Here is an 18,226-nt window from a genome sequence, read left to right as displayed (position 1 = left end):
TCAAGCGGCCGGGTCCAGCGCCCGGCCGTTTTCTATCATCCGGTCCATGACGGCATAGTCCGCCTCATAGAACTTGATAATTTCATCCCTCAGATCGTCCGGGACGGCCACCTTTTCGGTGGCAGATTTCTTTTCCCAGATGTCGCGTGAGGCTGGCGGTGTTCCGGTTTCCGCATCTATCCAATCGCAAACCGCGTCCATCCCGGCCTCAAGCCTGAACAAGACCATTCCGGGCCGCAGATATTCGGTCTGCGGTCGGATGTGATTGTCGAACACGTACTGGTCGCGTCCATAAGCATCGAATGCGGCCCGCACCCAGGCCGGGAAATCGCGTTGTCGTTCGTAGCGATCCCTGCGGTAGCGGTATTCGCTGACCATACGGGCGACCGGGTCGCGAAGGACGGCGAAACTGGCATCAAAGAACCCGTCGGGCACAAGGCGCGTGTGAATCCGCGCCTCCATATGCTGCGCAGTCGTCTCGGACCACCCCATGCGACGTTTGAAGCGCAGTGCGACAGCCCCTTTTTGGTCGAGATAGGTCTCGACACTCGAGCCCCCGGTTTTGGGGATGTGCGCGAAGAAAAGGATCCTGTCGCCGATCCGGGCAAGGGGCATATTTGAGCCTGCTGCATTTGGTTTTTTGGCACCCTAGTCGGCGGATGGCGCGCCCGTCTAGAGGACCCCGTGTTTGCGCGCGGTTCGGAGCCATTGATCGATGCGTGGGCGTAACAGGCTGTCGAAATGCTTGGGGCTCAAATCTACGGAGTGTCCGGGAAAGATGCTTTGCAAAGCAGCCGTAGGGTCGAACCGCTCGCGCACAACATAGCCGTCCTCTTCCAGTTGGATCAGTCGAGCCGTGTCGTAGGCGTTTACGTCATCATATAGGCCGCGCAGCGCTGCGTCGTCGTTCAGACAAGCGGCGATCTTGCGCCACTGTGCGATGCGGAAGGGCGGCAATTGCGCCAGGCGATCCGGGGTCTTCGCGGCTTGCCGGATGAATTTTCCAGCCCAATGGAGCGGTGTGAGCCCGTCGAAATGGATCAATTCGATCTGATCGGCAGGGTAGTGGGGCGGCACGACGCGGTCCTTGATATGGCCATGCCGGGGCACGTGGATTCCAATGTTCATGCCAATTTTCGTGCGCACCATCGGCTTGCCCGCTGCGTGACCGGTGAAGCCCATCGGAGCAAGGTCTGAAGTGCGCAACGGCGTATCATCGCGCCCTTGGTAGTGGACCTTGAAGGCCCCGTCGAAAATCGAGTTTTGCGGCACGCCACGCACCATTGTGCGTTCGAGGTTGAACACCTTCGTCCACGTGGCCCAGTCGGGGATTTCTGCAATCTGCGCCTCAACGTTCGAGCCGGGGCGCAGGAATTCATCGGCATCACAGCTGAGCAGATAATCAAGATTGCAGACGGATTGCGCGTGGGTCGCGTTGATGGATTGGCGGTTGTTATGGCGGCGGGGCCTGCGTGGCGCAACGGCCTGCCAGTAATCCATGTCGCACCGAGTTACGTGGACCGGCGGCAACCAGTCCAGCGCCTCACCAACCGGATCATTGGCTTCATCAAGGTAGATGTGGATCTCCGACGCGCCGAGCGACAAGTGATGCGCCACAAAGGCCAGAACGAGAGGGGCGGGTTCGGCCACGGTTGCGACGATGCCCCAGCGGGGTTTGTCTGTCATGTGCTCTCGTGCCGTTCTGCCATCCCGTTGCTTGCAGGCTGCGATGGATCGCGAAATGGGGCAAGCCCCCGGTGAGTCGGTGTCTGAGGTATACAGGCTAGAATTTGTGATCACACTTTTTTAGACTGTGATCACAAATGTCGGGTTTTCGGGCGAAAGCCTGTAAAAGCTGAACTTTCCCGTTTCCTTGCACCTAAAAGTTGTGCTTAGCCAGAGACAACGTGACCTAACAGACGGACCGATCCCATGAACATCCACGAGTACCAGGCGAAGGCACTTTTGCGGCAATATGGGGCTCCGGTCTCGGACGGACGGGTGGTTCTGAAGGCGGAAGACGCCAAAACCGCCGCTGGTGAACTGGACGGACCGCTTTGGGTCGTAAAGGCGCAAATCCACGCCGGTGGCCGTGGCAAAGGCAGTTTCAAGGAAGCCGATGCGGGTGAGGCAGGCGGTGTGCGTCTGGCGAAGTCGGTTGAAGAAGCGGCGGACGAAGCCAAGAAGATGCTGGGTCGCACGCTGGTGACGCACCAGACCGGCCCCGTCGGCAAACAGGTCAACCGCATCTACATCGAAGATGGCTCGGGCATTGAGACCGAGATGTATTTGGCCCTTCTGGTAGATCGGCAGACGAGCCGGATTTCTTTCGTCTGCTCGACTGAAGGCGGTATGGATATCGAGGAAGTCGCCGCAGCGACGCCGGAAAAGATTCTGTCCTTCAGTGTCGATCCTGCGACCGGTTACCAGCCCTATCACGGGCGGCGCGTCGCCTTCTCGCTCGGGCTGGAGGGTGCGCAGGTCAAGCAGTGCGTCAAGCTGATGGGTATCCTCTTTAACGCCTTCGTCGAGAAGGACATGGAGATGCTGGAGATCAACCCGCTGATCGTGACCGATGGCGGTGATCTGAAGGTGCTGGACGCCAAGGTTGGCTTCGATGGCAACGCCGTCTACCGCCACGCTGATATTGCGGCGCTGCGCGACGAGACGGAAGAAGACCCCAAGGAACTGGCCGCATCGAAGTTCGACCTGAATTACATCGCACTGGATGGTGAGATTGGCTGCATGGTCAACGGTGCCGGCCTCGCCATGGCGACGATGGACATCATCAAGCTTTACGGCGCGGAGCCAGCGAACTTCCTTGATGTGGGCGGTGGTGCCACAAAAGAGAAAGTGACCGAGGCGTTCAAGATCATCACCTCCGACCCCAACGTCAAAGGCATCCTCGTCAATATCTTCGGCGGCATCATGCGCTGTGATATCATCGCTGAAGGTGTTGTGGCCGCGGTGAAGGAAGTCGGTCTTGAAGTGCCGCTTGTCGTGCGCCTTGAGGGCACAAACGTCGAGAAGGGCAAGGAGATTATCAATACTTCCGGTCTCAACGTGATCGCCGCAGACGATCTGAAGGACGGTGCTGAAAAGATCGTGGCTGCCGTAAAGGGATAATCCATGGATCGCTCCCTTCAGGACGTTTTTGAAAAGAAAACCTGGGCCGATGAGGACAAGGGCAAGCCCCGCTCTGGCTCAGGCTCGACAGTGCGGCGGACACGTCGGTTGCGCCGTGCGCTTCCAGGCTTGTTCCAGGACCTTGGAGTCAAAACCTTTCTTGATGCGCCCTGCGGGGATTGGACTTGGATGGCTGCCGTCGACCTGACGGGTATCAAGTATATTGGCGGCGACATCTCCAAAGAGCTGGTGGATGAGGTCAAGGCTGCCCATGGCGGAACGGGCCGCCGGTTCATGCACCTCGACCTTGCAACCGACAAGCTTCCGAAATGCGATCTGATCATGGTGCGCGAATGCCTGATCCATCTGACGGACGATTTCCGCTGGAAGGTGATCGAGAACATTCACAAGGCCAAGATCCCGCACCTGTTGCTGACGGTGGATCTGGTGAACGAGAATGTGCCGCTGACCGAAAATGGCCAACATGCCAATTTCAACCCGATGCTAGCCCCGTTCAATTTCCCCAAGCCAGAACGCCATATCCCCGAAAGCCATGACCAGCTTGATCTGGACGATCTGACCGACGCAAGTGTTGGACCGTGGAAGCGCCGCCGCACCATGGCGTTGTGGGGCCACGAACAACTGGGTGAGGTTTTGGAGGCGCGAGGCAAGGCGTGAGCCACGCGGGCTGTCATATCACGGCGTGGCGTCGCAGCTTGTTTGCAGCGTTGGGCCTGCTCGCGATGACCTTTGCCGGTGCGGCTGACGCGCAGGCACCGTCCGTGGGCAGTGCCGAGGCCAACCCAGCAGTCCTTGCGCGCCTGTTCGCGGCGACCTGTATAGAAAGCGGCGCATTGGCGGAGGCGCAGGCCCTACTGGCCAATGCTGGCATGGTTCCGAACCCTGAGACGGGCACCTATTTTCACCAGCAATTCGACATGTCGGTGAACCCTTCGGGTGAGCTGTGCTCGATGGTGTTTTCCGTCGCCGACGCTGCAGCAGTCGCCGATGTTTTCAGAGCCTCCGCTGCTGCCGTTGTCGGCGGAGAGGCCGCTGATATTGAAATCCGCCAGCTGGAAGGCAATGCAGATCAGTTCTTCCGGGCCAGCGTGGAGGCGCGTTGGTGATGGCGGATGGCGTCCATAACGCGACCCGAGTGCGCGCCTGTCCGTCTTGCGGGGCGGAGGGGCCTTCCGAGATGCCTAAATTCCACCGCGATGAATGGCGTATGGGGCGCTGTCGGTCGTGCGATCTGGTCTATCTCACGAACCCACCGGGCTATGAGGCTTTGGTTGAGGACTTCGCCTGGGAGAAGACTTGGGTAACGGAAAAGGCCGCACGGCTCGAAGCGCAGCCCCTGCTGCAACGCGCTGATCTGGCAACTCGTTGGCGGCATAAGATCGGGCGCAAGCCGGATGCGGTGCGCTATGCAGAATGGTTTGGCGCGGGCAACCTTTTGAACGTGGGCTGCGCTGGAGCATCAGAGCAGTATCCTGGTTTCACGCAATACGGCATCGAAATCTCCGAAGATTTGGCTGCGAAAGCAGACGAAAACTTGCGTGCACATGGAGGCTATTGCGTTCATGGGCCGGGCGCAGAGGCGATCAAGGCCTTTCCCGACGCACTTTTCGATGGTGTGATCCTACGTTCCTACCTCGAACATGAAGAGCATCCGCACACTGTTCTGCAACAGGTGGCCCGCATCCTGAAACCCGGTGGCCGCGCCTACGTGCGTGTTCCGAATTTCAACAGTGTCGGGCGCAAGATCTTCCAGCGCAAATGGGTCGGGCTGCGGTATCCCGATCATGTCCAGTATTTCACGTTGGACACGTTGCGTGACCTTGCGCGCAGAACCGGGTTTTCCGTGCGCTTGCTGAATCCAATTCGGCTTCCACTGGACGACAATATCAATGTCTTGTTCGAACGGGGGGCGGCATGATTGGCCCTTCGCAAAAACGCAGCCTGATCTGGGCGATGGTGCATGTGGCCGGGATTGCCGGGCTGGTCGCGCTTGCGACCACGGCGCGCGTGCAGGGGCAGGAGGATGCTGGTCAGGTGGCCGAGACGGCCAGCGAGGCATTCGCCCTCAATTGTTTCAGCCCGTTTATGACCGCCGCCCGCGCCGCAGAGGTTCTTGAAGCGCCCGGCGTGCGTGTTGATTTCTATGACCTCGATCCGTTTTCCGACGCGGCGCCTTCACCGGTGACGGGACGCGCCGCTACGACCGGAACGGACCGTCGCTGTGAGGTTGCCTTCGACGGGGAATATGGGGACTTTGCCGCCAGTGCCGCCGTTGCGGGATTGGAGGCCGAAGGTATCCGAACCGAGGCACCCATTCCCGACCGCTATCGACCGACCGAAGGCACGGCACTTCTTGGTGCGCGCCAGTTGAACCCGCGCCGCGTTGCTGTCGTGCACGTTGGCACGCGTCCTGGTCCCAATGGCATTGAGACCTTCCTGCTCGTGGAGCGGCTCATGCCGATTGCGCCATGACTGTTGATGTGAACCCAAATGAAGCGCTGACGCTGCACCGCCGTGCTCTTGGCTGGAAGTATATTCTCGTCGCTTTGTTCATGGTCGCGCTTGGCGGCAGCGTTTTTTGGATTGGCCCGGAGGAGGGTGAGGTCGGCATCGTCGTTGTCGCCATTCTCTGCATCCTCCTTGGGCTGCTCGGCATAGCCGCCGTGGTGATGACAAAGCGCAAGGCTGGCCAGCCGATGATTACGCTGTCCCCCGAGGGTGTGAACTTCGAAGTCCAAGGCGGCGGGCCAGTGGCTTGGCACGAGGTGACCGGCTTGGGCTCGATCAGTGTTAAGGGTCAGTCCGGCCTGATTGTTCGGATCACGGATGAGGCCCATGCCCGTGTTGTTCCGTCCCGCGCCATGCGTTCTGCCGCGAAGCTTGACCAAGCCTTGCTTGGGTCCAAGGGGCTGACGGTCTGGCACAACCAGATCGAAGGCACGCTGGATGAGCTGGTTGTTCTGATCGCAATTTATTCCAACGCCCATGGCGGCCCCGATCTGATGGAAGCCGCATGATGAAATCCCGCACTCAAACGACCACAGGAGGCCCCGATGGCCGTACTCGTTGATGAAAACACCAAGGTGATCTGCCAAGGTTTTACCGGCAGCCAAGGCACGTTCCATTCGGAACAGGCGATTGCCTATGGCACCAAAATGGTCGGCGGTGTGACGCCCGGCAAAGGTGGCATGACGCACCTTGATCTGCCGGTCTTCAACTCGGTCCATGAGGCAAAAGCCGTGACTGAAGCGAACGCATCCGTGATCTACGTGCCGCCACCCTTCGCTGCAGACTCAATCCTTGAGGCCATTGATGCGGAGATGGAGCTGATCTGCTGCATCACCGAGGGCATCCCGGTGCTGGACATGATGAAAGTGAAGCGCGCGCTAGAAGGGTCTTCGTCGATCCTGATCGGGCCGAACTGCCCCGGTATCATCACGCCCGACGCCTGCAAGATCGGCATCATGCCAGGCCATATCCACCGCCGTGGATCTGTCGGCGTTGTATCGCGCTCTGGCACACTGACCTATGAGGCTGTGAAGCAGACCTCGGATGTGGGCCTTGGCCAGTCCACCTGCGTGGGCATCGGAGGCGACCCGATCAAAGGGACGGAGCATATCGACGTGCTCGAATGGTTCCTGGCCGATGATGAAACCCATTCGATCATGATGATTGGTGAAATCGGCGGCTCTGCCGAAGAGGAAGCTGCGCAATTTTTGGCGGACGAAGCCAAGCGCGGCCGCAAAAAGCCGGTTGCTGGCTTCATCGCCGGTCGTACCGCGCCTCCGGGTCGTCGCATGGGCCATGCCGGCGCCATTGTGGCTGGCGGCAAGGGCGGCGCTGAGGACAAGATCGAAGCGATGAAGTCTGCAGGCATTGTCGTCGCCGACAGCCCCGCCACGCTGGGTGAGGCGGTTCTAGAGGCGATTGGCTAAGACCATGACCTTCGGCGAGGCCATATCCCACAACATTCGGAACATGTTCCGGTTTTCCGGGCGCGATCCGCGCTCGGCGTTCTGGTGGTATGTCCTTTTCGTGATCGTGGGCTCGGTCGTGGCGAACGCGATTGATGCGGCCCTGCTGCTGCTCAGGGCAGACTCGTTTTTCAACATGATGGAAACGATAGAGCGTCCTGAAGAGTTTCTGGAGCTTATTGCCGGAAATCCATGGATCTATTTCACGTTCGCTCCGGTGACGATCATCTGGTCGATTGTAAACATCTTGCCGCTGTTTTCCTGCGGCATCCGGCGCAGACATGATTGCGACAAGTCGGGGACGGCGTTTGCCATCATCACTCTGGTGGCGCTTGTCTCCACTGTGGTGGCCACGATCTACATGTTCCAATTCTTCGGTGAGTTCATGGATTTCGCCCTTGCTTCTGCACAGGACCCGAATTTCGCCGCATCGCCATTTGATGATGACGAAGCGCTTACGTCGCTTTTGCGCTTCATGGGTATAGCCTCGTTCCTGTCGCTGGCGCAGTTCGCCGCCGGCATCATCATTCTGATCATGATGGCGACGAAAGGAACGAACGGGCCAAACAGATTTGGGGAGGACCCGCTGGCATGACTTTCACTGAATCCATCCGTCACAACATCGTGCACTGCACCAATTTCCGCGACCGTGATCCACGGTCTGCCTATTGGTGGTACGTCCTATTCGTCACGCTTGGTGCGTTCGTCGGGATGATCCTTGATTTCATCATTTTCTGGCCGTCGACCGGAGAGGGGCGCGTTGCCAGATTTCTGTCCGAAAACTTCCAATCAATCACTGATTTCTACATCAACGTGATGCCGATCACGACGTTCTGGTACCTGCTGAACTACCTGCCGATCCTCGCGTGTGGCGTGCGGCGCATGAACGATCAGGACAAGCCCGCCTGGTGGTTCATCGTGACCATCATTTTCGTCACGATCATGTCTGTGATTGTGTTCAATGTGACCGGTCCGCAATCCGCCGAACTCATGATTGTCGCTTTTGATCCCTCCGCGTCTTTCAACGAAATCAACAGCGCGCTTGCCGATTTTGAGGAGTACAACCGCACCTCGACCATCCTGTCGGGCATACAGACGTTGCCGAGCCTTCTTATCATCATCTGGATGGCCACACGCGGCACGATTGGGCCGAACCGCCATGGAGAGGATCCTATCGCATGAGTTTCACGGAAAGCATCTCCACCTGCTTTAGCAAGTATGTCGACTTTTCGGGACGCGCCCGCCGGTCTGAGTTCTGGTGGTTTGCCCTGTTCCTGGCCATCGTCGACGTCGCGTTGTCTCTGGTTTCTGACGCTCTATCGGGCTTGTGGAACCTGGGCACACTGTTGCCCTACGCGGCGGTTGCTTGGCGTCGTCTGCATGACACGGACCGCACGGGTCTGTGGACGCTTGTGCCACTGATCCCACTGGCCGTGATGATCCTGGGGATGTTCACGGGCGATCCGTACAGCCCCGGCGGTCCGTTGTTCATGATCGGTCTTGCTGGCGTTGTCGTCATGTCCATCGTGAACATCGTCTTCTGGGCATCCCGCGGCACCGACGGGCCGAACCAATACGGGGAGGATCCGTTAGCATGACCTACACCCAATCCACCAAAACCCCAATGCCACGTTCAATCCGGGAGGTCTTGCTGTGACCGAACATTCTCCGAACGATCAATTCCACGCCTCGAGCTTCATGCAGGGTCACAATGCCGAGTATCTTGAGCAGCTTTACGCGCAATACGCCAAGGACCCCTCGGCGGTGGACGCGGCTTGGGCCGATTTCTTCCATGCGCTTGGTGACGCCGATGCCGCCCCGGCAGAGGCCGAAGGCCCGTCTTGGGCGCGCCGGGATTGGCCGCCTGTTCCCGGCGATGATCTGACCGCTGCGCTCACCGGTGAATGGCCGGTGGAAGAGGCCAAATCTGCAGGCAAGAAGATTGCCGAGAAGGCGAAGGAAGCGAAGGTTGAGCTGACCGATGATCAGATCCAGCGCGCGGTACTGGATAGCATTCGGGCACTGATGATCATTAGGGCGTATCGCATTCGAGGGCACCTAGTGGCCGATCTTGACCCACTTGGAATGCGCGATCAGACGCCGCATCCGGAACTCGACCCGGCCTCTTACGGCTTCTCGGACGCTGACATGGATCGTCCGATCTTCATCGACAACGTGCTTGGCCTGCAAATGGCTTCCATGCGGCAGATCGTTGATATCGTTCGGCGCACCTACTGTGGCACCTTCGCCCTGCAATACATGCACATCTCGGACCCGGTTCAGTCCAGTTGGCTGAAGGAGCGGATCGAGGGCCTGGGCAAAGAAATCCAATTCACCAAGAATGGTCGTAAGGCGATCCTGAACAAAATGGTCGAGGCCGAAGGTTTCGAGAAGTTCCTGCACGTCAAGTATATGGGCACCAAGCGGTTTGGCCTGGATGGCGGCGAAAGCCTGATCCCCGCGATGGAACAGATCATCAAACGTGGCGGTGCACTGGGTCTGGAAGAGATTGTTATCGGTATGCCGCACCGGGGGCGTCTGAGCGTTCTCGCCAATGTGATGGGCAAGCCTTACCGCGCGATCTTCAACGAGTTCCAGGGCGGGTCGTTCAAACCCGAAGACGTGGATGGATCGGGGGATGTGAAATACCATCTTGGCGCATCCAGCGACCGGGAATTTGACGGCAACAACGTCCACCTGTCGCTGACAGCGAACCCGTCGCACCTTGAGGCCGTGAACCCCGTGGTTCTAGGCAAGGTCCGCGCCAAGCAGGACCAGAAAGGCGATGTGGATCGCACCAAGGTCATGGGCATCTTGCTGCATGGTGATGCAGCGTTCGCAGGTCAGGGTGTGGTTGCCGAAGGATTTGGGCTGTCGGGCCTGAAGGGTCACAAAACCGGCGGGACGATCCACATTGTGGTCAACAACCAGATTGGCTTTACCACTGCGCCGCATTTCTCTCGGTCCAGCCCGTATCCAACTGATATTGCGCTGATGGTGGAAGCGCCGATCTTCCATGTGAACGGCGATGATCCTGAGGCCGTTGTGCACGCCGCGCGGGTGGCCACGGAATACCGGCAGATGTTCCACAAGGACGTGGTGCTCGACATCATCTGTTATCGCCGCTTCGGCCATAACGAGGGTGATGAACCGATGTTCACCAACCCGATCATGTACAAGAAGATCAAGGGCCATAAGACAACCCTTGCGCTGTACACGGATCGGCTGGTGAAAGATGGCCTGATCCCCGAAGGCGAGATCGAGGATATGAAGGCGGCCTTCCAGAGCCACCTGAATGACGAGTTCGAAGCGGGCAAGGATTACAAGCCCAACAAGGCCGATTGGCTGGACGGGCGTTGGAGCCATCTCGATCGTAAAGATGAAGAGGTATACGAGCGCGGCCAGACCGCGATCAAACCGGAAACGCTGGCAGAAATCGGCAAATCCCTGACGACCGCTCCGGATGGGTTCAACCTGCACAAGACGGTTGGACGCTTGCTTGAGAGCAAGAAGCAGATGTTTGAGACGGGCAAGGGGTTTGACTGGGCTACGGGTGAGGCGCTCGCGTTCGGGTCGCTCATGACGGAGGGCTATCCGGTGCGTTTGTCGGGACAGGACTCGACGCGGGGCACGTTCAGCCAGCGCCATTCTGGCCTGATCGAACAGACAACCGAAGAACGCTACTATCCGCTTAACCATATCCGCGACGGACAGGCGCATTACGAGGTCATCGACTCGATGCTTTCGGAATATGCGGTGCTTGGTTTCGAATACGGCTACTCACTGGCTGAACCGAATGCGCTGACCTTGTGGGAAGCGCAGTTTGGCGATTTCGCCAATGGTGCGCAGATCATGTTCGATCAGTTCATCTCATCGGGTGAGCGTAAATGGTTGCGGATGTCCGGCCTCGTCATGCTGTTGCCGCACGGCTTTGAAGGGCAAGGGCCGGAACACTCCTCCGCCCGGTTGGAGCGGTTCCTGCAAATGTCAGCGGAAGACAACTGGATCGTCGCCAATTGTACGACGCCCGCGAACTACTTCCACATCCTGCGCCGCCAGATCCACCGTGACTTCCGCAAGCCACTGGTCCTGATGACGCCGAAATCGCTGCTGCGGCACAAGCTGGCGGTCAGCGAGGCTGAGGATTTCACCACCGGCTCCAGCTTCCACCGCTGCCTCTGGGACGACGCCCAGAAAGGAAATTCAGAAACTGAACTGGTGGCGGATGACAAGATCAAGCAAGTCGTCATCTGCTCGGGCAAGGTCTACTACGATCTGCTGGAAGAGCGGGACGAACGCGGCATCGACGACATCTATCTGTTGCGGCTTGAACAGTTCTACCCGTTCCCGGCACTCGCGCTGGTCAAAGAGCTTGAGCGGTTCAAGCAAGCGAAGATCGTCTGGTGCCAGGAAGAGCCTAAGAACCAAGGCGCCTGGTCGTTCATTGAGCCGAACCTTGAATGGGTCCTGACCCGCATTGGTGCTGATACTAAGCGGCCGCGCTATGCGGGCCGCAGTGCCTCGGCCTCGCCCGCGACGGGGCTGGCCTCCGCCCACAAATCCCAACAAGCCGCGCTGGTGAACAGCGCGCTGACCATCGAAGGATAATCAGACATGTCCGTAGAAATCCGAGTGCCGACGCTGGGGGAAAGCGTGACCGAGGCGACCGTGGCGACCTGGTTCAAAAAGCCGGGTGATGCCGTCGCCGTGGACGAGATGCTGTGTGAGCTTGAGACCGACAAAGTAACGGTCGAAGTGCCATCGCCCGCGGCAGGGACGTTGGGCGAAATCGTCGCCGCCGAGGGCGAAACGGTTGGCGTAGACGCCCTGTTAGCCACGTTGAGCGAAGGGGATGCCGGCTCGGCCGCCGCCCCGAAAGCCAAGGAAGCCGCCAAGGACGAGGCCTCTGCCGCGCCGCGTGAAGAGGTGTCTGGCGATGCCGTTGACGTCATGGTCCCGACCCTAGGGGAAAGCGTGACGGAGGCGACAGTGTCGTCTTGGTTCAAGGCCGTGGGGGACACGGTCGCGCAGGATGAAATGCTGTGTGAGTTGGAGACGGACAAGGTCTCCGTCGAGGTGCCAGCGCCTGCGGCTGGTGTCTTGTCCGAAATCCTCGCGCCTGAAGGGGCGACCGTTGAAGCTTCCGCCAAGCTGGCCGTGATCGGCGGAGCCTCGTCTTCCGGGACCCAAAGCGCGGCCTCGACGGGTGGTGGTGACGGAGAGACTGGTGGCGATCAGTATTCCACGCCTCCGGCAGGTCGCGACGCAGCAGATGTTCGGAACGCCCCTTCGGCTGAGAAGATGATGGCCGAGAAGGGTCTGAGCGCGGATCAGGTTCAGGGATCGGGCCGGGATGGCCGGATCATGAAAGAGGATGTGATGAAAGCTGTGTCGGCCCCGCCGTCTTCGACGAGCGCGCCCGCCCAGCCTGCCCAGACCCCGCGCGCCCCGAGCCCCGCGGAAGATGCGTCTCGCGAAGAGCGTGTGAAGATGACCCGCCTGCGCCAGACCATCGCGCGCCGCCTAAAAGATGCGCAGAATACGGCCGCGATCCTGACGACCTACAATGAGGTCGACATGGGCGCGGTGATGGAATTGCGCAACGAATACAAGGACCTTTTCCTGAAGAAACACGGCGTGAAACTTGGCTTTATGTCCTTCTTCACCAAGGCCTGTGTGCACGCGCTGCGTGAAGTGCCGGAGGTGAACGCCGAGATCGACGGGCAAGAGATCGTCTATAAGAACTTCGTGCATATGGGCATCGCCGCTGGCACGCCGCAGGGCCTTGTGGTGCCGGTGATCCGCGACGCGGATGCGATGAGCTTTGCCGATATCGAGAAGGCGATTGCCGAAAAGGGCGCGCGTGCGCGGGACGGCAAGCTCAGCATGGCCGAGATGCAGGGCGGGACCTTCACGATCTCCAATGGCGGGGTCTACGGCTCACTGATGTCGTCGCCGATCCTGAACCCGCCGCAGTCCGGCATTTTGGGCATGCACAAGATTCAGGACCGTCCGATGGCGATCAATGGAGAGGTCGTGATCCGCCCGATGATGTATCTGGCGCTGTCCTATGACCACCGGATCGTTGACGGTAAGGGGGCGGTCACGTTCCTTGTGCGGGTTAAAGAAGCGCTGGAAGATCCGCGGCGGTTGCTGATGGATTTGTAATCTGACCCAGTTGTCCAACTTATCGTTTCGAAAGCCCCCAGCAAACGTAGGGGGCTTTCTTTCGATGCGGGTCGGAAGTGAGAAATTTCCTCTTTGGACGCAGATTTCGCGCTTCCTCACATCCCCGGCACCTCCCGCCTTCGTGTTTTCCCAGTGATCGCCCTCGCGTGCCACCTTGCCCGAAGGACAAGGAGACACGCCCATGACACATCACCCGAACCGCCGGGCCTTCCTCGGGACAGCTGCGGCAACGGCGCTCGCTGCCCCCATGGCGAAGGCCCATACGGAGGCCCCCGGTAGCGAAGACTTCGCTTACGAGGTCACTCGCACAGAGGAAGAATGGCGCGCGATGCTGACTGAGGACGAATACCGCATCATGCGGGAATTCGGGACGGAGCCGCGCTTTTCGTCGGATTACTGGCAATCAGAAGAGGCCGGCCATTACCACTGTAAGGGCTGCAACCTCACCATTTACGATAGCGATCAGAAGACCAATCGCTTGATCGGCTGGGTCTTCTTCCACCATTCCCGTCCCGACAATGTCCTGCTCGGCATCGACGAATGGCCTGCGCAGATGTCGGAGACCGAGATCGAGGAGGTCCGTCAGGTGACCGAGGTGCATTGCCGCCGCTGCGGCAGCCATCTCGGCCATTACCTGATCGTGCAGGGGGAGATGCTGCATTGCATCAACGGCGCGAGCCTCAGCTTTGCAGCAGACGAAGCCAGTTGACCCGGCGGGGGATCAGCGCACATTGCCGATAAATGGTACGCGGAGATTGTGATGTCCCCCGAATTGACGGTTCTTGCCCTCGCGGGCCTTTTGCAGGTGCTCCAATTTGCTCTCATGGCGATCCCCGCCAATTTAGAGGTTGGAACGGGCAAAACCCTGTCGCCGCGTGACAAGGGGCGGTCCGGTGGGTCGATCGAGGAACAGGTCAGCCCGCGCACCGGGCGCCTGATCCGCGCGATGAACAATCATTTCGAGGCGTTGATCCTGTTCACGATTGCGGTGTTTGTGGTCACGCTTGGGGATCAATCGTCACCCCTCACAGCTACTTGCGCGTGGATCTACCTCGCGGCGCGGGTCTTGTACGTGCCAGCTTATGCATTCGGCTGGGTGCCGTGGCGCAGCTTCATCTGGTTTGCCGGCTTTCTGGCGACTTTGGCCATGCTTCTGGCAGCTTTGTTCGGATGATGGCCAAGGTGGTGCGTATTGGTCTTACAGCATTATTCGCGCTGTTTTTCTGCCTGTCGCTGTTTGGCGCGTATGTGAATTGGCCCCTTATCCCATGGGATTTGATGCTCGCCTGGGGTGCAATGGCTGGGCTGTTGCTGGCAAGGTCGTGGATCGCAATCCCCGCGTTCATAGGTGTGTTGGTCGCAACCTTTGATGACCTGATGCTTTTGATTTACGCAACACAACCAAGCGACGGCGCGACAGTTTTCATACTTCTTTTGTGCGTGGCTCCGCTGTTTCTAATCTCATGGCTTGCCGGGTGTGGAGAGCTGCCGCGACCTACATTGCGACGCCACGGCTGAGAATTGTGATCACAAGCGGACACCGATCGAGACATTAGCCCGCGACACGCAGGCGCGCTCGTCAACTTGGGGTTGTTGCGAGGGCTGCTGCTCCATAGGTTCAGCCTAACGATCAGCACGCTCTAGGAGACCCCCATGTCCAGCTATGATGTTATCGTAATCGGCTCCGGCCCCGGTGGATATGTCTGCGCGATCCGGTGCGCGCAGTTGGGTCTGAAGACGGCTTGTGTTGAGGGGCGTGAGACGCTTGGTGGAACCTGTCTTAACATCGGCTGTATCCCCTCCAAAGCGTTGTTGCACGCCAGCCATCAGTTGCATGAGGCCGAGCACAACTTCGCCAAGATGGGCCTGAAGGGCAAAAGCCCGTCGGTCGACTGGAAACAGATGCAGGCCTACAAGACGGATGTGATTGGCCAAAACACCAAGGGCATTGAGTTTCTGTTCAAGAAGAACAAGATCGAATGGCTGAAAGGGTGGGGGTCCATCCCTGAAGCGGGCAAGGTGAAGGTGGGCGATGAGGTGCACGAGGCCAAACACATCATCATCGCGTCCGGGTCAGAGCCATCGAGCCTGCCGGGGATCGAGATCGACCAGAAGGTTGTGGTCGACAGCGAGGGTGCACTGAGCCTGCCGAAGATCCCCAAGAAGATGGTGGTGATCGGCGCTGGCGTGATCGGGCTGGAATTGGGCTCGGTCTACGCGCGGCTCGGCACAGAAGTGCAGGTTATCGAATTTCTCGACCACATCACGCCGGGCATGGATGCGGAAGTATCAAAGGTGTTCCAGCGGACGCTCAAAAAGCAGGGCATTGATTTTGTGCTTGGGGCGGCTGTGCAGAAGGTGGATGCCACCAAGACCAAGGCGAAGGTCACCTACAAGTTGCGTAAGGATGACAGCGAAGCGGTGGTGGATGCTGATGTGGTCCTCGTTGCGACAGGTCGCAAGCCCTACACCGACGGGCTGGGGCTAGACGCGCTTGGAGTGAAGATGTCGGACCGCGGCCAGATCGAAGTGGACGGTCAATATCGCACCAATGTGCCGGGCATCTTGGCCATCGGCGATGCGATCAAAGGGCCAATGCTGGCGCACAAGGCCGAGGATGAGGGCATGGCCGCGGCTGAAGTTGCCGCGGGCAAGCATGGTCATGTGAATTACGGCGTGATCCCAGGTGTCATCTACACGCACCCTGAGGTTTCCACAGTAGGTGAGACTGAGGAAAGCCTAAAAGAAGCGGGCCGCGCCTACAAAGTCGGCAAATTCAGCTTCATGGGCAATGGCCGCGCCAAGGCGAACTTCGCGGGCGATGGCTTAGTGAAGCTGCTGGCTGACAAGGAAACCGACCGCATTCTAGGCGCGCATATTATCGGGCCGATGGCGGGCGATTTGATCCATGAGGTTTGCGTTGCAATGGAGTTCGGTGCGTCAGCCGAGGATCTGGCGCTGACCTGCCACGCGCATCCGACCTATTCGGAAGCCGTGCGCGAGGCGGCGCTCGCTTGCGGGGATGGTCCGATCCACAGCTGATCAGTCGGCTGGCCCCACAAATTCCAATACCAAGCGCTCATCCCGAACATTTGCAGTCGGGATGAGGCAATTGCGTACAATGCTTTGACCGGCCAAGACAATTCTCAGGGGGTCTTGCTCGACTTGACCGATGACTGGGTAGGTCGTTTCCCCGCAAACTTCGCTGCGGGTGATGACCGCTCCGGTCAGGTTACTTCCGTCAAGGCGGCCTTGAAATAGCGTCGCATTAGGAAATTCGCCCGCATAAGCCGCCTCTTCGCTTGGCGTGACATAGCGGAGAATGCGAGACTGCCCCGCATCGGTCAGTCGGAGAATTGACCCATCGGCCAAGCGCCACAGGCTATCCGCAGAGGCGAGGGTTGGTGCAAATAGGGCCAAGGCCCCAAGCGCCGCGCAGAGCGGCAATTTCATCGTCATGAACATGGCCCAGTGTCCCAAGCGGGCCCCGCCGCGGCAAGTAGGGGTTTCCGCCAACGGCGGTCTCTTAGTTCGCTAGAAGCCGGAGCCCTTGTGTCACATCCGCCCGCAGGGCAAGGCGCAGCCCCGGTTCATCCCCGGCCTTCAACGCGGCAAGGATCAGCTTGTGATGGGGCGGGGCCTCGGTCCGGCCCAATCGCCCGTAAAGCGCGCGCATCGTTGGGCCCATTTGCAGCCAGACCGTTTCAGCCAGTGCCAGCATCGCGGGGGCCTGGGCGCGCAAATAGAGAGTGCGGTGGAATTCTAGGTTTGTGCGGATATAGGCCACCGCATCGCGCCGCGCGATGACCTGCGCGATCTGGGCGTTGATCGCCTCCATCCGCTCGATCAATGCAGGGTGCGCGCGAGGTAGGGCGCGCGAAGCCAATTCCGGCTCTAGCAAAGCGCGAATTGCGGCCAGCTCCTCGATGCGCTCGTTGGACAATTCGGGCGTCGAGACACGGCCAGAGGTAGACAGGAACAGCGCCCCCTCGCTGACCAGGCGGCGTACAGCCTCTCGCGCGGGGGTCATCGACGTGCCGAATTCCTTTCCCAGGCCGCGCAGGGTCATCGCTTCGCCCGGCCCCACCTCGCCGTACATGATGCGCGTGCGCAGGGCGCGGTAGACGCGGTCATGGGCGACGGCGGCGCCGGTTTCGGTCGGGCGGGGGTTCATCAGCATGTCAGGTCGTGTCTCCGTCAAAACGCCAGGCCAGAAGGTCCGCACCATATTGCTTGATCCAGCGGCGATGGGTGTCGGTTTCCGGGCAAAGACGCCTGCACACCGCCCAGAATCGATCCGAATGGTTCATCTCGGCCAGGTGGGCGACTTCGTGCGCGGCGACGTAGTCAAGCACCTCCGGCGGAGCCATGATCAGCCGCCACGAAAACATGAGGTCCCCTTTGGACGAACAACTCCCCCAGCGGGACCGGGGATCGCGTAGTGTGATGCGGCCATAGGGGCGGCAAAGGGCGCTTGCGTGACGCGCAACCGCAGCCGTCAGCCGCTCGCGTGCCAAAGCTGTCAGCAGGGCCTTGATGCGCGGGCCTTCGCGCGCGCCTTCAGGCACTTCGATCCGGCCATCGGTGAACCGCGCCGCACGGCCTGATCCGGCCACAACCTCACGCGGCACGCCACAGATCGGAACCTGCGCCCCAATCTGCGCCCGCTGCACCTCTGGCGCACGCTGCAAATGCTGCCGCACCCAATCCTCCCGCGCCCGCAGAAAGGCCAAAGCTTCAGCCTCTGGTGCCCATGTCGGCAAGCTCAAGGACACCCGCCCATCGGCCCGGCTGACCCGCAATGAAAACCGTTTTGCACGTGCATTCCGGCGCACCAAAACCTCAACCGGCGGATCGCCGGGAAGCACATGGGTTGAAACGGGCGTGCGCGTGGCCAACTGACACCTCTCAGGCGG

21 protein-coding genes are annotated in these 18,226 nt (G+C 59.7%); 16 read left to right on the top strand and 5 right to left on the bottom strand.

Annotated elements, in window-relative coordinates:
- Both V8J81_RS13780 and V8J81_RS13775 read right to left on the bottom strand, forming a co-directional pair.
- Positions 1 to 615 (bottom strand): sulfotransferase family 2 domain-containing protein, encoded by a 615-nt coding sequence (locus V8J81_RS13780; RefSeq protein WP_368476327.1) that lies wholly within the window; start codon positions 613 to 615, stop codon positions 1 to 3.
- A gap of 57 nt (positions 616 to 672) precedes the next feature.
- Positions 673 to 1,686, bottom strand: coding sequence for a glycosyltransferase family 2 protein (locus V8J81_RS13775; RefSeq protein ID WP_368476326.1), 1,014 nt, complete (start codon positions 1,684 to 1,686; stop codon positions 673 to 675).
- Between the two features lie 246 nt (positions 1,687 to 1,932).
- On the opposite strand from V8J81_RS13775, the gene sucC reads away from it, so the two are divergent.
- From sucC to lpdA, 16 genes are all read left to right on the top strand, one after another.
- Positions 1,933 to 3,126: an ADP-forming succinate--CoA ligase subunit beta gene (gene sucC, locus V8J81_RS13770; RefSeq protein WP_368476325.1), complete on the top strand. Its 1,194-nt coding sequence runs from the start codon at positions 1,933 to 1,935 to the stop codon at positions 3,124 to 3,126.
- Positions 3,127 to 3,129: 3 nt separating this feature from the next.
- Complete coding sequence (locus V8J81_RS13765) at positions 3,130 to 3,804, top strand: class I SAM-dependent methyltransferase (protein ID WP_368476324.1); 675 nt, start codon at positions 3,130 to 3,132, stop codon at positions 3,802 to 3,804.
- Positions 3,801 to 4,253 (top strand): hypothetical protein, encoded by a 453-nt coding sequence (locus V8J81_RS13760; protein ID WP_368476323.1) that lies wholly within the window; start codon positions 3,801 to 3,803, stop codon positions 4,251 to 4,253. Before V8J81_RS13765 ends, V8J81_RS13760 begins: the two co-directional genes overlap by 4 nt.
- A gap of 71 nt (positions 4,254 to 4,324) precedes the next feature.
- The gene (locus V8J81_RS13755; protein WP_368476322.1) at positions 4,325 to 5,065 is read left to right on the top strand and encodes a class I SAM-dependent methyltransferase; all 741 of its coding nucleotides are present in this window, start codon (positions 4,325 to 4,327) and stop codon (positions 5,063 to 5,065) included.
- Positions 5,062 to 5,619, top strand: a complete 558-nt coding sequence (locus V8J81_RS13750; protein WP_368476321.1) for a succinyl-CoA synthetase subunit beta — start codon at positions 5,062 to 5,064, stop codon at positions 5,617 to 5,619. Before V8J81_RS13755 ends, V8J81_RS13750 begins: the two co-directional genes overlap by 4 nt.
- Positions 5,616 to 6,164 (top strand): STM3941 family protein, encoded by a 549-nt coding sequence (locus V8J81_RS13745; RefSeq protein WP_368476320.1) that lies wholly within the window; start codon positions 5,616 to 5,618, stop codon positions 6,162 to 6,164. Before V8J81_RS13750 ends, V8J81_RS13745 begins: the two co-directional genes overlap by 4 nt.
- 36 nt (positions 6,165 to 6,200) lie before the next feature.
- Complete coding sequence (gene sucD, locus V8J81_RS13740; protein ID WP_368476319.1) at positions 6,201 to 7,082, top strand: succinate--CoA ligase subunit alpha; 882 nt, start codon at positions 6,201 to 6,203, stop codon at positions 7,080 to 7,082.
- A gap of 4 nt (positions 7,083 to 7,086) precedes the next feature.
- On the top strand, positions 7,087 to 7,716 hold the full coding sequence (locus V8J81_RS13735) for a DUF805 domain-containing protein (protein ID WP_368476318.1): 630 nt from the start codon (positions 7,087 to 7,089) through the stop codon (positions 7,714 to 7,716).
- The gene (locus V8J81_RS13730; RefSeq protein WP_368476317.1) at positions 7,713 to 8,303 is read left to right on the top strand and encodes a DUF805 domain-containing protein; all 591 of its coding nucleotides are present in this window, start codon (positions 7,713 to 7,715) and stop codon (positions 8,301 to 8,303) included. Before V8J81_RS13735 ends, V8J81_RS13730 begins: the two co-directional genes overlap by 4 nt.
- On the top strand, positions 8,300 to 8,719 hold the full coding sequence (locus V8J81_RS13725; protein WP_368476316.1) for a DUF805 domain-containing protein: 420 nt from the start codon (positions 8,300 to 8,302) through the stop codon (positions 8,717 to 8,719). Before V8J81_RS13730 ends, V8J81_RS13725 begins: the two co-directional genes overlap by 4 nt.
- Positions 8,720 to 8,774: 55 nt before the next feature.
- Positions 8,775 to 11,729, top strand: a complete 2,955-nt coding sequence (locus tag V8J81_RS13720) for a 2-oxoglutarate dehydrogenase E1 component (RefSeq protein WP_368476315.1) — start codon at positions 8,775 to 8,777, stop codon at positions 11,727 to 11,729.
- A 6-nt stretch (positions 11,730 to 11,735) separates the two neighbouring features.
- Positions 11,736 to 13,289 (top strand): 2-oxoglutarate dehydrogenase complex dihydrolipoyllysine-residue succinyltransferase, encoded by a 1,554-nt coding sequence (gene odhB, locus V8J81_RS13715; protein ID WP_368476314.1) that lies wholly within the window; start codon positions 11,736 to 11,738, stop codon positions 13,287 to 13,289.
- A gap of 202 nt (positions 13,290 to 13,491) precedes the next feature.
- On the top strand, positions 13,492 to 14,019 hold the full coding sequence (locus V8J81_RS13710; protein ID WP_368476313.1) for a peptide-methionine (R)-S-oxide reductase: 528 nt from the start codon (positions 13,492 to 13,494) through the stop codon (positions 14,017 to 14,019).
- Positions 14,020 to 14,070: 51 nt separating this feature from the next.
- Entirely contained in the window at positions 14,071 to 14,484 is a 414-nt protein-coding gene (locus V8J81_RS13705) for an MAPEG family protein (protein ID WP_368476312.1), read from the top strand.
- A complete protein-coding gene (locus V8J81_RS13700) occupies positions 14,484 to 14,828 on the top strand; it encodes a hypothetical protein (RefSeq protein ID WP_368476311.1) in 345 nt (114 codons plus the stop codon). Before V8J81_RS13705 ends, V8J81_RS13700 begins: the two co-directional genes overlap by 1 nt.
- Before the next feature lie 135 nt (positions 14,829 to 14,963).
- Positions 14,964 to 16,352, top strand: coding sequence for a dihydrolipoyl dehydrogenase (gene lpdA, locus V8J81_RS13695; RefSeq protein ID WP_368476310.1), 1,389 nt, complete (start codon positions 14,964 to 14,966; stop codon positions 16,350 to 16,352).
- On the opposite strand, the gene V8J81_RS13690 is transcribed toward lpdA, so the two are convergent.
- From V8J81_RS13690 to V8J81_RS13680, 3 genes are all read right to left on the bottom strand, one after another.
- Positions 16,353 to 16,769: a hypothetical protein gene (locus V8J81_RS13690; protein WP_368476309.1), complete on the bottom strand. Its 417-nt coding sequence runs from the start codon at positions 16,767 to 16,769 to the stop codon at positions 16,353 to 16,355.
- Positions 16,770 to 16,836: 67 nt separating this feature from the next.
- Positions 16,837 to 17,490: a GntR family transcriptional regulator gene (locus V8J81_RS13685; RefSeq protein WP_368476308.1), complete on the bottom strand. Its 654-nt coding sequence runs from the start codon at positions 17,488 to 17,490 to the stop codon at positions 16,837 to 16,839.
- Between the two features lies 1 nt (position 17,491).
- The gene (locus V8J81_RS13680) at positions 17,492 to 18,208 is read right to left on the bottom strand and encodes a M48 family metallopeptidase (protein ID WP_368476307.1); all 717 of its coding nucleotides are present in this window, start codon (positions 18,206 to 18,208) and stop codon (positions 17,492 to 17,494) included.
- Positions 18,209 to 18,226 lie beyond the last annotated feature (18 nt).

It is taken from the genome of Gymnodinialimonas sp. 202GB13-11 (assembly GCF_040932485.1).
In the GTDB taxonomy this organism is placed as follows: domain Bacteria; phylum Pseudomonadota; class Alphaproteobacteria; order Rhodobacterales; family Rhodobacteraceae; genus Gymnodinialimonas; species Gymnodinialimonas hymeniacidonis.
Note: the sequence above shows the minus strand (reverse complement) of the source record. Positions and strands in the feature narration are given on the sequence as shown.